Annotated in this window: 13 protein-coding genes; 6 read left to right on the top strand and 7 right to left on the bottom strand. The window is 54.9% G+C overall.

What is annotated here, in order from left to right:
* Positions 1-28: 28 nt before the first annotated feature.
* Complete coding sequence (gene ilvC / locus AB1E37_RS24705) at positions 29-1,504, top strand: ketol-acid reductoisomerase (protein ID WP_002883178.1); 1,476 nt, start codon at positions 29-31, stop codon at positions 1,502-1,504.
* 203 nt (positions 1,505-1,707) lie between these two features.
* Here ilvC and ppiC (AB1E37_RS24700) read toward each other — a convergent pair whose 3' ends face one another.
* Positions 1,708-1,989: a peptidylprolyl isomerase PpiC gene (gene ppiC / locus AB1E37_RS24700; RefSeq protein ID WP_002883180.1), complete on the bottom strand. Its 282-nt coding sequence runs from the start codon at positions 1,987-1,989 to the stop codon at positions 1,708-1,710.
* Positions 1,990-2,040: 51 nt separating this feature from the next.
* The gene (gene ppiC, locus AB1E37_RS24695) at positions 2,041-2,322 is read right to left on the bottom strand and encodes a peptidylprolyl isomerase PpiC (RefSeq protein WP_002883181.1); all 282 of its coding nucleotides are present in this window, start codon (positions 2,320-2,322) and stop codon (positions 2,041-2,043) included.
* Between the two features lie 112 nt (positions 2,323-2,434).
* Here ppiC (AB1E37_RS24695) and rep point away from each other — a divergent pair, with 112 nt between their 5' ends.
* Positions 2,435-4,456, top strand: coding sequence for a DNA helicase Rep (gene rep, locus AB1E37_RS24690; RefSeq protein ID WP_004181641.1), 2,022 nt, complete (start codon positions 2,435-2,437; stop codon positions 4,454-4,456).
* A gap of 4 nt (positions 4,457-4,460) precedes the next feature.
* Here rep and AB1E37_RS24685 read toward each other — a convergent pair whose 3' ends face one another.
* From AB1E37_RS24685 to rhlB, 5 genes are all read right to left on the bottom strand, one after another.
* Positions 4,461-5,183: a DUF554 domain-containing protein gene (locus AB1E37_RS24685; protein WP_002883185.1), complete on the bottom strand. Its 723-nt coding sequence runs from the start codon at positions 5,181-5,183 to the stop codon at positions 4,461-4,463.
* Positions 5,184-5,245: 62 nt separating this feature from the next.
* Positions 5,246-6,244, bottom strand: coding sequence for an amidohydrolase family protein (locus AB1E37_RS24680; protein WP_004901827.1), 999 nt, complete (start codon positions 6,242-6,244; stop codon positions 5,246-5,248).
* 130 nt (positions 6,245-6,374) lie between these two features.
* Positions 6,375-7,301 carry a LysR family transcriptional regulator gene (locus tag AB1E37_RS24675; RefSeq protein WP_032448334.1) on the bottom strand — a complete coding sequence of 309 codons (927 nt, stop codon included), beginning with the start codon at positions 7,299-7,301 and terminating at the stop codon, positions 6,375-6,377.
* Between the two features lie 19 nt (positions 7,302-7,320).
* A complete protein-coding gene (gppA, locus tag AB1E37_RS24670; protein ID WP_004150419.1) occupies positions 7,321-8,829 on the bottom strand; it encodes a guanosine-5'-triphosphate,3'-diphosphate diphosphatase in 1,509 nt (502 codons plus the stop codon).
* Between the two features lie 118 nt (positions 8,830-8,947).
* Positions 8,948-10,213 (bottom strand): ATP-dependent RNA helicase RhlB, encoded by a 1,266-nt coding sequence (rhlB, locus tag AB1E37_RS24665; RefSeq protein ID WP_002883222.1) that lies wholly within the window; start codon positions 10,211-10,213, stop codon positions 8,948-8,950.
* Positions 10,214-10,554: 341 nt separating this feature from the next.
* On the opposite strand from rhlB, the gene trxA reads away from it, so the two are divergent.
* The 4 genes from trxA to wzzE all read left to right on the top strand — a co-directional run bounded on the left by trxA (position 10,555) and on the right by wzzE (position 14,878).
* Positions 10,555-10,884, top strand: coding sequence for a thioredoxin TrxA (trxA, locus tag AB1E37_RS24660; RefSeq protein WP_002883224.1), 330 nt, complete (start codon positions 10,555-10,557; stop codon positions 10,882-10,884).
* Positions 10,885-11,214: 330 nt separating this feature from the next.
* Entirely contained in the window at positions 11,215-12,474 is a 1,260-nt protein-coding gene (gene rho, locus AB1E37_RS24655; RefSeq protein ID WP_002883293.1) for a transcription termination factor Rho, read from the top strand.
* Positions 12,475-12,714: 240 nt separating this feature from the next.
* The gene (wecA, locus tag AB1E37_RS24650) at positions 12,715-13,818 is read left to right on the top strand and encodes a UDP-N-acetylglucosamine--undecaprenyl-phosphate N-acetylglucosaminephosphotransferase (RefSeq protein ID WP_002883295.1); all 1,104 of its coding nucleotides are present in this window, start codon (positions 12,715-12,717) and stop codon (positions 13,816-13,818) included.
* A 13-nt stretch (positions 13,819-13,831) separates the two neighbouring features.
* On the top strand, positions 13,832-14,878 hold the full coding sequence (gene wzzE / locus AB1E37_RS24645; protein WP_002883296.1) for an ECA polysaccharide chain length modulation protein: 1,047 nt from the start codon (positions 13,832-13,834) through the stop codon (positions 14,876-14,878).
* Positions 14,879-14,913 lie beyond the last annotated feature (35 nt).

The following is a 14,913-nucleotide window of genomic DNA, read 5'->3' as shown; positions in this document are numbered from 1 at the left end:
CACGACACAACATCACGGAGTTACAGACATGGCTAACTACTTTAATACACTGAACCTGCGCCAGCAGCTGGCACAGCTGGGCAAATGCCGCTTTATGGCGCGCGACGAATTCGCCGATGGCGCAAGCTACCTTCAGGGTAAAAAAGTGGTCATCGTCGGCTGCGGCGCGCAGGGCCTGAACCAGGGTCTGAACATGCGTGACTCCGGCCTGGATATCTCCTATGCGCTGCGTAAAGAAGCGATCGCTGAGAAGCGCGCCTCCTGGCGTAAAGCGACTGAAAACGGCTTCAAAGTCGGCACTTATGAAGAGCTGATCCCGCAGGCCGACCTGGTGGTTAACCTGACGCCGGACAAACAGCACTCAGACGTTGTGCGCTCCGTACAGCCGCTGATGAAAGACGGCGCAGCGCTGGGTTACTCCCACGGCTTCAACATCGTGGAAGTGGGCGAGCAGATCCGTAAAGACATCACCGTGGTGATGGTGGCGCCGAAGTGCCCGGGCACCGAAGTGCGTGAAGAGTACAAACGCGGTTTCGGCGTACCGACGCTTATCGCGGTACACCCGGAAAACGACCCGAAAGGCGAAGGCATGGCGATTGCCAAAGCATGGGCTGCGGCGACAGGCGGCCACCGCGCGGGCGTGCTGGAATCTTCCTTCGTGGCGGAAGTGAAATCTGACCTGATGGGCGAGCAAACCATCCTTTGCGGCATGCTGCAGGCGGGTTCTCTGCTGTGCTTCGACAAGCTGGTGGCGGAAGGTACCGATCCGGCGTATGCAGAAAAACTGATTCAGTTCGGCTGGGAAACCATCACCGAAGCGCTGAAGCAGGGCGGCATCACCCTGATGATGGATCGCCTCTCCAACCCGGCGAAACTGCGCGCTTATGCGCTGTCCGAGCAGCTGAAAGAGATCATGGCGCCGCTGTTCCAGAAACACATGGACGACATTATCTCCGGCGAATTCTCCTCCGGCATGATGGCGGACTGGGCGAATGATGATAAGAAACTGCTGACCTGGCGTGAAGAGACCGGCAAAACCGCCTTCGAAACCGCGCCGCAATATGAAGGCAAAATCGGCGAGCAGGAGTACTTCGATAAAGGCGTTCTGATGATCGCGATGGTGAAAGCGGGCGTTGAGCTGGCCTTCGAAACCATGGTGGCCTCCGGCATCATCGAAGAGTCTGCTTACTACGAATCACTGCATGAGCTGCCGCTTATCGCCAACACCATCGCCCGTAAGCGTCTGTATGAGATGAACGTGGTTATTTCCGATACCGCTGAATATGGTAACTACCTGTTCTCTTACGCTTGCGTACCGCTGCTGAAAGAGTTCATGACCACCCTGCAGACCGGCGACCTGGGCACAGCGATTGCCGAAGGCGCGGTAGATAACGCGCAGCTGCGCGATGTGAACGAAGCGATTCGCAGCCACGCTATCGAGCAGGTTGGTAAGAAACTGCGCGGTTATATGACTGATATGAAGCGTATCGCGGTAGCCGGCTAATTCCTCGTCGTCTTTCGACTTGCCGATGCGTTGGCTACGGTACGTACACCCCAGTCACATAGTAATCTTTGTTCCTGGGGATGTACTTCCTTGCCGCCTTCCGGCAAGCCGAAATCCATAGAGGCATGGATTTGTTTAGTAGGCCTGATAAGCGAAGCGCCATCAGGCAAAAACCCGGAGATTAAGATCCCCGGGTTTTTTTATTATTTCCGGTACAGCACTTTGATGATGTGGTAGCCGAACTGGGTATGCAGCGGGCCGGTTGGCTCCAGTTCAGGGCAGGAGAAGACCACTTTATCGAAGGCTGGTACCATCTGGCCCTGGCGGAACTCACCCAGATCGCCGCCGCGTTTGCCTGACGGACAAATGGAGTGTTTCTTTGCCAGCTTGCCGAAATCGGCGCCGTTTTTGAGCTGCTCGAGCAGATCGAGCGCCAGTTTCTCTTCTTTTACCAGGATATGCAGTGCTGCCGCGGTTTTAGCCATGATTGCGCCTTGAGTGAGTTGGGATAAATCAGGGCGCCATAGTATCACGCGCTAGCGGCGATACAGCACCTTGATGATGTGGTAGCCGAATTTGGTTTTCACCGGGCCATAGGGTTTGAGCAGCGGACAGCTGAAGACGGCTTGATCAAACGGACCGACCATCGCGCCTTGCTGAAACTCGCCTAAGTCGCCGCCGTTGCGGCCAGACGGACATTTAGAATAGCGTTTCGCCAGATGATCGAAGCTGACGCCCCGCTCCAGTTTGGCGAGGATCTCCAGCGCCAGTTTCTCTTCTTTGACCAGGATATGCAGGGCCGCTGCGCTTTTTGCCATGACATCATTCTCAGGATGGTTTGCGTGGCTGACACTTTACCATCAGTCAGTAAATCTCGGCTCCGCTTTCTGCTACAATCCCCACCCCGTTCGAAGATTGAGCAAGACTCCCATGCGTTTAAACCCTGGCCAACAACAAGCCGTCGAATTCGTCACCGGACCGTGCCTGGTGCTGGCGGGCGCCGGTTCCGGTAAGACCCGCGTTATTACGAATAAAATCGCCCACCTGATCCGCGGCTGCGGCTATCAGGCGCGCCATATCGCGGCCGTGACCTTTACCAACAAAGCCGCGCGCGAGATGAAAGAGCGTGTTGGGCAAACGCTGGGGCGCAAAGAGGCGCGTGGGCTGATGATTTCCACCTTCCACACTTTGGGGCTGGATATCATTAAGCGCGAATACGCTGCGCTGGGTATGAAGTCTAACTTTTCCTTATTCGACGATACCGACCAGGTGGCGCTGCTTAAGGAACTGACCGAAGGGTTGATCGAAGATGACAAAGTGGTGCTTCAGCAGCTGATCTCGACGATCTCCAACTGGAAAAACGATCTAAAAACCCCGGCGCAGGCCGCCGCTGGCGCGAAAGGCGAACGGGATCGTATTTTCGCCCACTGCTATGGGCTATACGACGCGCACATGAAGGCCTGCAATGTTCTCGATTTTGACGATCTGATCCTGCTGCCAACGCTGCTGCTGCAGCGCAACGAGGAGGTGCGCGAGCGCTGGCAAAATAAGATCCGCTACCTGCTGGTAGATGAGTATCAGGATACCAATACCAGCCAGTATGAGCTGGTGAAACTGCTGGTGGGTCAGCGGGCGCGCTTTACCGTGGTGGGCGATGACGACCAGTCGATCTACTCCTGGCGCGGCGCGCGGCCGCAGAACCTGGTGCTGCTCAGCCAGGACTTCCCGGCGCTGCAGGTGATCAAGCTTGAGCAGAACTACCGCTCATCCGGGCGTATTCTGAAAGCCGCCAACATTTTGATCGCCAATAACCCTCACGTCTTTGAAAAGCGGCTGTTCTCCGAACTGGGATATGGCGCAGAGCTGAAAGTGCTCTCCGCCAACAATGAAGATCATGAAGCGGAGCGCGTGGCCGGGGAGCTGATCGCCCACCACTTCATTAATAAAACCAATTACAAAGACTACGCGATCCTTTATCGCGGCAATCACCAGTCGCGGGTCTTTGAAAAGATGCTGATGCAGAACCGCATCCCGTACAAAATCTCCGGCGGCACGTCGTTCTTTTCGCGTCCGGAAATTAAAGATCTGCTGGCCTATCTGCGCGTGCTGACCAACCCGGACGACGACAGCGCCTTCCTGCGTATCGTCAACACGCCGAAGCGCGAGATCGGCCCGGCGACGCTGCAAAAGCTCGGTGAGTGGGCGATGGGCCGCAACAAAGGATTGTTCACCGCCAGCTTTGATATGGGTCTCAGCCAGACGCTGACCGGGCGCGGCTATGAATCCCTCACCCGCTTCACCCACTGGCTACGCGAGATCCAGCAGCTGGCCGAACGCGAGCCGGTCAACGCCGTGCGCGATTTGATTCGCGGGATCGACTACGAATCCTGGCTATATGAAACCTCGCCCAGCCCGAAAGCCGCGGAAATGCGCATGAAAAACGTCAACCAGCTGTTTACCTGGATGACCGAGATGCTGGAAGGCAGCGAAATCGATGAGCCGATGACCCTGACCCAGGTGGTCACCCGCTTTACCCTGCGCGACATGATGGAGCGCGGCGAATCGGATGAAGAGCTGGATCAGGTGCAGCTGATGACTCTCCATGCGTCAAAGGGGCTGGAGTTCCCCTACGTTTATCTGGTGGGAATGGAAGAGGGATTGCTGCCGCACCAAAGCAGCATTGATGAAGATAACGTCGATGAAGAGCGACGGTTAGCCTACGTTGGCATCACCCGTGCGCAGAAAGAGCTGACCTTTACGCTCTGTAAGGAGCGCCGGCAATATGGCGAGCTGGTGCGTCCTGAACCGAGTCGTTTTCTGCTGGAGCTCCCTCAGGACGACCTTATCTGGGAGCAGGCACGCAAAACCATTACGCCTGAAGAGCGGATGCAAAAAGGCCAGGCCAACGTCGCTAATATTCGGGCGATGCTGGCAAAGGCGAAAAAAGCTTAGCGTCTCAGGCGATAAACTGCTGCCAGGCGGCGGAGAAGGGCATCACCAGTATTAGCGAGGGCAGCATATTGGCGGTAGGGAAGGCACGGATCCCGCACAGACGGAAACCGGTCGCCAGCATAATGATGCCGCCGCAGGCGGTGAAGTCGGCGATCATCGACGGATTGATTAACGCCATGATAAAGGTTGCCGCGAAAAACAGGATAACGAAAACAATTAGCTGGGGAATAAAGATCACGGTGATGATATACCCCAGCGTGGAGGCGAAAATCGCGGCAGTAAAAAAGTCGAGGATCGACTTGGTCAGCAGAATGGTCGGGTCGCCGGTCATCCCTTCGGTTAAGGCGCCGAAGATGCCGGTACCGCTGGCGCAGAACAGGATCAGCACGGCGATAAACTGATTCATAAAATCTTCCGCACCGACGCTGGCGCTGGACTGCGCCGGAAAGATACGTTCAATGGGGCTGCGCAGCGTTGTTCCGGCTCGTTCAATCCATTTTTCAATATTCAACAAGCCGCCGATAATCGTGCCGACAATAATAGCCAGGGCAATCGGCGGCAGGTTATGTAATTTATTGACAAAGAATATGCCCATACTGATTGAGATCAGTCCGGCGATCAACGGTAAGGTTTTTTTGAAATGTTCCGGAATAAAACGATTCAGTGAAGCGCCCGCCAGCGCACCAACGAGAAGCGAGCCGCTACAGACAAATATACCTATAGCCATAATTTATTTTCCCTAATAAAAATCAGGGCCTGAATATACAGGCCCTGAAATATTTAAATTAATTATTTAATGTTAAATACGCGGCTGGCATTACCCCAGGCGATTTTCTCTTTCAGGCCTGCTTCAAGTTCTAAAGGATCAAACCAGTCGCAGGCCTGATGAATATCTTCATACGGATAATCGACAGAGAACATCACGCGATCGGCGCCCATGACTTCAATAGCATTATTCAGTGAATGGGTATTGAAATGGCCGCTGGTGGTAACGATGAAGTTATTCTGCAGGTAGTGCATTAACGGTTTTTCCGCTTTACCCAGACCGCAGCCGAAACGCTGACGATAAAGACGATGTTGAGTGCGCGGCAGCATATGTACCAGCCCTTCGCCGAGGTGACCCAGCACCAGATTGAGGTTAGGATAACGATCGAACAGACCGCTCATCATCAGACGAATAGCATGCACTGCCGTTTCCTGAGCGAAGCCCCAGGCAGAGCCGATCAGGCTTTCGTAACCGGTATAGATGCCGCGCGCCGGGCCTTCCAGCGGTTCACGAGGATGCAGATAGACAGGCACGTTCAGCTCGTTGACCTTATCCCAGAATACCAGCATGGATTCGTCATCAAGATACAGGCCATGCTCGCTATCTTTAACGTTGGTGTAGCCGTTGATCAGCGCACCTTTCATGCCTAACTTTTTCACGGCGCGCTCCAGCTCTTCCGCCGCGGCTTCCGGGTTCTGCAATGCCAGGGTGGCGAAGGCGCTGAATTTGTCCGGATTTGGCTTAACATAATTCTCAACGATAAAATCGTTGGTATCGCGGGCAAAAGAGACGGCTTTGGCTTTATCTAAAATAGACTGGGCGCCAGGTGAAGTCAGAGAAAGAATTACATGATCAATATGACGCTGCGCCATTTCTTCCAGCTGAGTGCTGCGATCCAGCAGGCGGCGTTCAACATCTTTCATATATTCTGTGCCGTTACGACCTGCTTCACCAGATGAATCCCACAGACGGTTATTTTCAGGAGTGGATACGTGTTCTTCTAAAGCAATTTTTCCGCGCATGATATTTTCCTTGCGATATGAGTCAGTGTGGCTTGATGCGAGGAGAATAAAAGCTTTCACGTATTACCAGCAATAAACCAAACGTAATAGGGGTTATTAATAAAACCAATACACGGGCGTATTTTGTTACTTAGATTTTAATAGAAGTACTCTGCTGTGCGGGATCGGCAAGCGTAGCGATCAGCGAGCGTAGCCAGATATGTCCGGGATCGCGGTGCAGCCGCTGATGCCAGACCTGACGGATGGCGATTTTGGCGAGGGGAAAAGGCAGCGGCCAGCTGCGGCAGGGATAGCGCCGGGTGATATGCCGCGCCACCTGTTCCGGGACGGCGGCAATCATATCGCTTTCGGCCACCAGCTCACCGGTACCTAAAAAACTTGGTAACGTTAGCGCAATGCGCCGGGGCATGTGGTGCTCATCAAGCAGCTTATCCATATCGCCATGGGCAGTCCCCTCCACGCGGATCGCCAGATGCTTTTCCTGGCGCCAGTCTTCGGCGCGGAGCTGTGCGCGAATGCGAGGATGGTTTTCCGCAGCCAGGCAGACATATGATTGATCGAAGAGATGTTGCTGGTAGACGCTTTCCGGAAGCTGCGTCAGATAGCCGATCGCGAGATCGCATTTCCCGGATTCGAGGGCGTTGAGGGTCTGCTCATCCAGATTCTGTACCGTAAAGGTGATCCCGTCCGCCGCCTGCTGCTGGAGCGCAATTTGCAATAAAGGCAGCAGCGTCATTTGGCTGATATCGGTCATACCGATCGTAAAATTACGCTGGCTCTGCTGGGGAAGAAATTCAGGTTTGACCGCTAAATCGTTATCGGCAAGCTGGAGAAGAGTCGAGATGGTGGGGGCGATCGCGTCCGCTCGCGGCGTCGGGATCATCCGCTGCCCGACCCGGACAAACAGCGGGTCAGCAAAATGATCTCGTAGTTTTTTCAGCAAAAGGCTGCCGGTGGGCTGGCTGATATCGAGCGCGTCCGCTGCTGGGGAAACATTGCCCAAGCGGTAGAGCGCAGAGAAAAAGCGTAGCGATTTGAAATCCAGTTCTTCCCGCATCCGCCCTCCTGGCTGGATATTATTTCAGCGTATCGCCGCTGGCGACCCGAAGTATCCAGTGGACGTAGCTTTGCCACTGACACTCCTGATCGACCATCTCCCGACCCAGCGGATGTTCATCCAGCCAGTTTCCCGGCAATATCAGCGTCAGTTGTTCGTCTTGAGCGGTCAGCTGAATGGCGGGCAACAGATCGTCGCGCCGCCGGCTGGCAAACAGGATTGCCAGTCGCAGCAGACGACACAGATGCTCAGCCACCCGCGGCGGGACGGCATTCTGTTGATGAAGCGAAGAGAGGTCGATAGCGTTAGTCTGGTTAAGGAGCAGCGTGGCAATCAGCTTCTTCTGCGCCGGGGTAAAGCCCGGCAGGTCGAGGTTATTGACCAGATAGGCGGCGTGCTGCGGCGCGCGCTTAAAATCCACGCTCAGCCCAATCTCATGCAGCGCACAGGCGCTAAGGAGTAAATCACGGCTTAGCGGATCCAGCTCCCAGCTGCCATCCAACTGACTGAGCAGATGACTGGCAAGGCCGCCGACGCGCTGGGCCTGTTCGGTGTCGATCATAAAACGACGCTGAATATTACGCAGCGTGCGGCTGCGGATGTCCTGCTCAACGGAGAGATGCAGCATGCCGTACACCAGGCCTTCGCGTAACGCGCCGCCCGCGAGGGTCATACACTGAATATTCAGTTCGCTGAAGATAGCGATCAGGATCGCCAGCCCGCTAGGAAACACCAGCGCCCGCTCAAGGGTTAAGCCTTCGATCTCCAGCTCTTCCAGACGTCCGCACTGGATAGCGCGCTGTTTAAGCTGCTGGAGTTTGGCGAGGGTGATTCGTTCATCCATCCCCTGCGCCATCATAATTTCCTGCAGAGCCTGAACGGTGCCGGAGGCGCCAACGCACACTTTCCATCCGTGATAGCGCAGCACATCGGCGACGGGCAGTAGTACCTCGCGCGCAGCCGCTTCGGCGAGATCGAAATTCTCTTTCGTCAGACTACGGTCGGCAAAATAGCGTTCAAGCCAGGTGACACAGCCCATCGACAGGCTAAACAGCGAGGTTGTTTGTGCGCCGGTCCCGGTCACCAGCTCGGTGCTGGCGCCGCCGATATCGACCACCAGGCGCTGATCGGCGCCGCCGGTGGTGTGGGCGACACCCTGGTAAATCAGGCGCGCTTCTTCTTCGCCGCTGATCACTTGCACTGGAGTGCCGAGGATCTCCTGCGCTTTCGCCAGAAACTCCCCCGCATTGACGGCAAGACGCAGCGTGGCGGTGGCCACGACGCGGATTTGCGTCGGCGGAATATCCTGCAGGCGCTCGGCAAACAGGCGTAAGCACTGCCAGCCCCGTTCCATCGCTTCTGCGGAGAGGGTGTTGTCGCTATTCAGGCCGGCGGCCAGTCGAACCTTACGCTTAATGCGGCTCAGCGTCTGGATGCTGCCCGCCACCTCGCGCACCACCAACATATGGAAACTATTGGAGCCCAAATCAATGGCGGCATATAGCGAGGTGGAGCTCATACTCTTCATCGTTCAGAAGGCTCCCTGGTCGGTGGGGCGCTTAGGCCCGATCCACATCACTGAGCGGGTCGCCAGAGGAAGGTCGCCCTGGCAGATTCTGAATGACTGAGCGTATGGCATAGATCTCTTAACCTGAACGACGACGATTGCGCGGTGGACCGTTACGGCGCGGGCCGTTGCCTGGGCGCGCACGGGTCAGACGCAGCGGCTTAGGCAGGTCGGTCATCAGCGCGTCCGGGTTGTACTTACTGACCGGAATTGAGTGACCAATATAGGTTTCGATCGCCGGCAGATTCAGCGCATACTCTTCGCAGGCGAGGCTAATGGAGTGACCGCTGGCGCCAGCGCGACCGGTACGGCCGATGCGGTGAACGTAATCTTCGCAGTCGTCCGGCAGATCGTAGTTAAAGACGTGAGTCACGGCCGGAATATGTAAGCCACGGGCGGCAACATCGGTCGCGACCAGAATATCGAGGTCGCCACGGGTAAATTCTTCGAGAATGCGCAGACGTTTTTTCTGCGCCACGTCGCCGGTCAGCAGACCTACGCGATGGCCGTCGGCGGCGAGATGGCCCCAGATATCTTCGCAACGGTGCTTGGTATTGGCGAAAACGATGGCGCGATCGGGCCACTCTTCTTCCAGCAGCGTCTGCAGCAGGCGCATTTTTTCTTCATTGGAAGGGTAGAAGAGCTCTTCTTTAATACGGTGGCCTGTCTTCTGTTCCGGCTCGACTTCAACGTACTCGGCGTTATTCATTTGTTCGAACGCCAGTTCGCGGACGCGATAAGAAAGGGTCGCGGAGAACAGCATGTTCAGGCGCTGAGTGGCCGGCGGCATGCGGCGGAACAGCCAGCGGATATCTTTAATAAAGCCGAGATCGTACATGCGATCGGCTTCGTCCAGCACGACAACCTGAATGGCGCCGAGGTTAATGTGGTTCTGCTTCGCGTAATCGATCAGACGACCAGTGGTGCCGATCAGAATATCGACGCCGCTTTCCAGCACTTTCAACTGCTTATCGTAGCCGTCGCCGCCGTAAGCCAGACCCAGCTTCAGACCGGTGGCCTGCGCCAGTGGCTCAGCGTCGGCGTGGATCTGTACCGCCAGTTCACGCGTCGGCGCCATAATCAGCGCGCGCGGTTGGTTAACCTGGCGATCGGCGATAGCCGGGTGAGAGAGAAGATAATGAAACGTTGACGTCAGGAACGCCATCGTTTTACCGGTACCGGTTTGCGCCTGCCCGGCGACATCGCGGCCTTCCAGCGTCAGCGGAAGGGCGAGGGCCTGAATGGGTGTGCAATTATGAAACCCTTTCTTTTCAAGGGCTTCAATGACTGCCGGGTGCAGGGCGAAGTCGGAAAACTTCTGTTCTGTTAAATGTGTTTTGCTCATAGTGTGGTAGAATATCAGCTAACTATTGCATTAAGAAAGCGTATCCGGTGAAATAACGTCAACCTTTCGTTGGCGGTGTACGAAATTATTCAAGGTACGTCTACGGTAACTGAACGAATCCAGGATAGCTTAGACTACTAAGCGAGTCGGGAGCGATAAATCTGCAGCATGCAGTTCGCGTTCGGGCACCCTGGCGTCAACAGGCGAGTCCATGATGGATTGCGCCAGTTGGCAGGCCAGAGAATTGAGGTATCCTGAAGAATAGCGTGCATAACGTAGCCGCAGCGCGTCGTTGATGGCTACGACACCAACACACCAGGCTTATTCCTGTGGAGTTAAATATGAGCGATAAAATTATTCACCTGACTGACGACAGTTTTGACACGGACGTACTCAAGGCTGACGGGCTGACCCTCGTCGATTTCTGGGCAGAGTGGTGTGGTCCGTGCAAAATGATCGCCCCGATTCTGGATGAGATCGCTGAAGAGTATCAGGGCAAACTGACCGTAGCTAAGCTGAACATTGACCAGAACCCGGGCACTGCGCCGAAATACGGCATTCGCGGTATCCCAACCCTGCTGCTGTTTAAAAACGGCGAAGTGGCGGCCACTAAAGTTGGCGCCCTGTCCAAGGGTCAGCTGAAAGAGTTCCTCGACGCTAACCTGGCGTAAGCGAATTGCTGTTCCGGCGTCCAGATTCCTATTTTTTGCGGAACTCTGGACGCCCGGCTGGAGTCGTGCTAAGTTAATCCACAGACTTCGTTTTAAACATACCTTGTTTGAATCTTGTTTTACCCGAAGCATCCCGCATAAATGCGCGTGAAGCTAATAATTCCGGGCTTTTCACTCATTCCGTCTAGTCGTTTCAGTTCTGCGTTCTTTCCTGTGACCAGGCAACGTACAGACACGAGATGAAGGCCGTTAACAGGCATGGAAGTTCCTGCCATACCATTCACAACATTAAGTTCGAGATTTACCCCGAGTTTAAGAACCCACACCACTATGAATCTTACCGAATTAAAGAATACGCCGGTTTCTGAGCTGATTACTCTCGGCGAAAATATGGGGCTGGAAAACCTGGCTCGTATGCGTAAGCAGGATATTATTTTTGCCATCCTCAAGCAGCATTCGAAGAGTGGCGAAGATATCTTTGGCGACGGCGTACTGGAGATACTGCAGGATGGATTTGGATTCCTCCGCTCCGCAGACAGCTCCTACCTCGCCGGCCCTGACGACATCTACGTATCCCCCAGCCAAATCCGCCGTTTCAACCTCCGCACTGGTGACACCATTTCCGGTAAGATTCGTCCTCCGAAAGAGGGTGAACGTTACTTTGCGCTGCTGAAAGTTAACGAAGTTAACTACGACAAGCCGGAAAACGCGCGTAACAAGATCCTGTTCGAGAACTTAACGCCGCTGCACGCGAACTCTCGCCTGCGTATGGAGCGTGGTAACGGTTCTACCGAAGACTTAACCGCTCGCGTACTGGATCTGGCCTCCCCGATTGGCCGCGGCCAGCGTGGTCTGATCGTCGCGCCGCCGAAAGCCGGTAAAACCATGCTGCTGCAGAACATCGCGCAGAGCATCGCATACAACCACCCGGACTGTGTCCTGATGGTACTGCTGATCGACGAACGTCCGGAAGAAGTGACCGAGATGCAGCGTCTGGTGAAAGGTGAAGTGGTTGCTTCCACCTTTGACGAGCCGGCATCCCGTCACGTGCAGGTTGCCGAGATGGTTATTGAGAAAGCGAAACGTCTGGTTGAACACAAGAAAGACGTTATCATCCTGCTCGACTCTATTACCCGTCTGGCGCGTGCCTACAACACCGTGGTTCCGGCTTCCGGTAAAGTGTTGACCGGTGGTGTGGACGCCAACGCCCTGCACCGTCCGAAGCGTTTCTTTGGTGCGGCACGTAACGTCGAGGAGGGCGGTAGCCTGACCATCATCGCCACGGCGCTGATCGACACCGGTTCCAAAATGGACGAAGTTATCTACGAAGAGTTTAAAGGCACCGGTAACATGGAACTGCACCTCTCTCGTAAGATTGCTGAAAAACGCGTCTTCCCGGCTATCGACTACAACCGTTCCGGTACCCGTAAAGAAGAGCTGCTTACCACTCAGGAAGAGCTGCAGAAAATGTGGATCCTGCGCAAAATTATCCATCCGATGGGTGAGATTGATGCGATGGAATTCCTCATCAATAAGCTGGCAATGACCAAGACGAATGATGACTTCTTCGATATGATGAAGCGCTCGTAAGGTAAAAAAAGCCAAAAACGCCACGCCTTTGCGTGGCGTTTTCATTTTGGGGTTTGTATGATCCAGAGACAGAGAAAGCGGGACGAAAGTTGTCGTATAATGGCGCCGGATAGCAGGCGGAGACAGCTTTAACAGACTAAAATCTATACAATAAATTTGTAATGTTCTGCTTTTCCCCTTCTGGAGTTGGGGCATCATCGCTATACTTCCCGGATTAACTATGCTGAGAGCACATGCGTTGTGAATTTACTCACTGCTATTACTGAATTAATCAGTATTTTCTTATTCACGACCCTCTTTATTTTTGTCGCGCGGAAAGTGGCAAAAAAGATCGGGTTAGTGGATAAACCCAACTATCGCAAACGGCATCAGGGGTTGATTCCGTTGGTCGGTGGTATCTCAGTTTATGCAGGTATCTGTTTCACTTTCGCCATCGCCGATTATTATATTCCTCACGCCTCGCTGTATCTGGCCTGCGCGGGGGTATTGGTGCTGGTTGGCGCGCTTGACGATCGCTTCGACATCAGCGTGAAAATTCGCGCGGTCATTCAGGCCGCGATCGCCGTGATTATGATGATGGCAGGGAATCTGCATCTGAGTAGTTTGGGCTTTATTTTTGGCTCGTGGGAACTGGTGCTGGGGCCCTTCGGCTTCTTCCTGACGCTGTTTGCCGTCTGGGCCGCTATCAATGCGTTCAACATGGTCGATGGTATCGACGGCCTGCTCGGCGGACTGTCATCGGTCTCTTTTGCGGCGACCGGGATTATCCTTTGGTTTGATGGTCAGTACAGCCTGGCGATGTGGTGTTTCGCGATGATCGCCGCCATTCTACCCTATATTCTTCTCAATCTTGGCGCCCTCGGCCGCCGCTATAAAGTCTTTATGGGTGACGCCGGCAGCACGATGATTGGCTTCACCATCATCTGGATCCTGCTGGAAACCACGCAAGGTAAAACGCATCCCATTAGCCCGGTGACCGCGCTGTGGATTATCGCTATCCCGCTGATGGACATGGTGGCGATTATGTATCGCCGCCTGCGCAAAGGCATGAGTCCTTTCTCACCGGACCGTCAGCATATTCATCATTTGATCATGCGCGCCGGGTTTACTTCCCGCCAGGCGTTTGTCCTGATTACCCTGGCCGCCGCCCTGCTGGCGCTGGTTGGCGTCGTGGCGGAATACACCCGCATTGTGCCGGAATGGGTGATGTTAATTCTCTTTTTGGTAGCCTTCTTTCTTTATGGCTACTGTATTAAGCGCGCCTGGAAAGTGGCGCGCCTGGTTAAGCGCATCAGACGCAGAATTCGGCGACACAGCGGCAATAATCCGAAACTAACCAAGTAGAGCTGGGGATGTGATGACTCAACCATTACCGGGAGCACAAGCAGTGAACGTTGAGAACGAGCTGGATATTCGCGGGCTGTTTCGCGCTTTATGGGCAGGAAAAGGCTGGATAGTCGGCGGCGCCGTACTCTTCGCCGCCATCGTGCTGGTGTACACTTTCTTTGCTCGCCAGGAGTGGAGCGCCACGGCGATCACCGATCGGCCTACTGTCAATATGTTGGGGGGATACTATTCCCAACAGCAGTTCTTACGCAATCTGGACATTAAAGCCGACCTCGCCTCGGTCGACCAGCCTTCCGCCATGGATGAAGCGTATAAAGAGTTCATCATGCAGCTGGCCTCCTGGGATACCCGGCGCGATTTCTGGCTGCAAACGGACTACTACAAGCAGCGTCAGTCGGGTAATGCCCGCGCTGATGCGGCGATGCTGGATGACCTGATTAACAATATCCAGTTTATGCCAGGCGATGCGGCCAAGAGCATTAACGACAGCGTCAAACTGACCGCCGAGACCGGGCAGGATGCCAATAATCTGTTGCGTCAGTATGTGGCCTTCGCCAGCCAGCGGGCGGCAGGCCATCTTAACGACGAACTTAAAGGCGCCTGGGCGGCGCGGACGGTGCAGATGAAGGCGCAGGTGAAGCGCCAGGAAGAGGTGGCCGAGGCCATCTTCAACCGCCGGACGCACAGCGTGGAGCAGGCGCTGAAGGTGGCTCAGCAGCACAATATTTCACGTAGCGAAACGGATGTTCCTGCCGATCAGTTGCCGGATTCAGAGCTATTTTTATTGGGCAGGCCGATGCTGCAGGCCAGGCTGGAAAACCTGCAGGCCGTCGGGCCGGAATATGACCTCGATTACGACCAGAACCGCGCCATGCTGAGCACGTTGAACGTCGGTCCAACGTTAGATCCGCGTTTTCAGACTTACCGGTATTTGCGGACGCCGGAAGAACCTGTAAAACGCGATAGCCCGCGCCGTGTATTTCTGATGGTGATGTGGGGGATTGTGGGTGCGCTAATCGGCGCAGGCGTGGCGTTATCGCGTCGTCGTGTCCTGTGATTGCGGCCTGTGGTGAAGGGCAGATGACCTTCATC

This window comes from Klebsiella sp. Shm-1, assembly GCF_040804525.1.
GTDB classification, from domain to species: Bacteria; Pseudomonadota; Gammaproteobacteria; order Enterobacterales; family Enterobacteriaceae; genus Klebsiella; species Klebsiella pneumoniae.
The sequence above is the reverse complement of the archived record's forward strand: the minus strand, read 5'-3'. Positions and strand labels throughout refer to the sequence as shown.

Coding starts and splice junctions, on each gene's coding strand:
- ilvC (WP_002883178.1), top strand. CDS start 29: ATGGCTAACTACTTTAATACACTGAACCTGCGCCAGCAGCTGGCACAG.
- ppiC (WP_002883180.1), bottom strand. CDS start 1,989: ATGGCTAAAACCGCGGCAGCACTGCATATCCTGGTAAAAGAAGAGAAA.
- ppiC (WP_002883181.1), bottom strand. CDS start 2,322: ATGGCAAAAAGCGCAGCGGCCCTGCATATCCTGGTCAAAGAAGAGAAA.
- rep (WP_004181641.1), top strand. CDS start 2,435: ATGCGTTTAAACCCTGGCCAACAACAAGCCGTCGAATTCGTCACCGGA.
- AB1E37_RS24685 (WP_002883185.1), bottom strand. CDS start 5,183: ATGGCTATAGGTATATTTGTCTGTAGCGGCTCGCTTCTCGTTGGTGCG.
- AB1E37_RS24680 (WP_004901827.1), bottom strand. CDS start 6,244: ATGCGCGGAAAAATTGCTTTAGAAGAACACGTATCCACTCCTGAAAAT.
- AB1E37_RS24675 (WP_032448334.1), bottom strand. CDS start 7,301: ATGCGGGAAGAACTGGATTTCAAATCGCTACGCTTTTTCTCTGCGCTC.
- gppA (WP_004150419.1), bottom strand. CDS start 8,829: ATGAAGAGTATGAGCTCCACCTCGCTATATGCCGCCATTGATTTGGGC.
- rhlB (WP_002883222.1), bottom strand. CDS start 10,213: ATGAGCAAAACACATTTAACAGAACAGAAGTTTTCCGACTTCGCCCTG.
- trxA (WP_002883224.1), top strand. CDS start 10,555: ATGAGCGATAAAATTATTCACCTGACTGACGACAGTTTTGACACGGAC.
- rho (WP_002883293.1), top strand. CDS start 11,215: ATGAATCTTACCGAATTAAAGAATACGCCGGTTTCTGAGCTGATTACT.
- wzzE (WP_002883296.1), top strand. CDS start 13,832: ATGACTCAACCATTACCGGGAGCACAAGCAGTGAACGTTGAGAACGAG.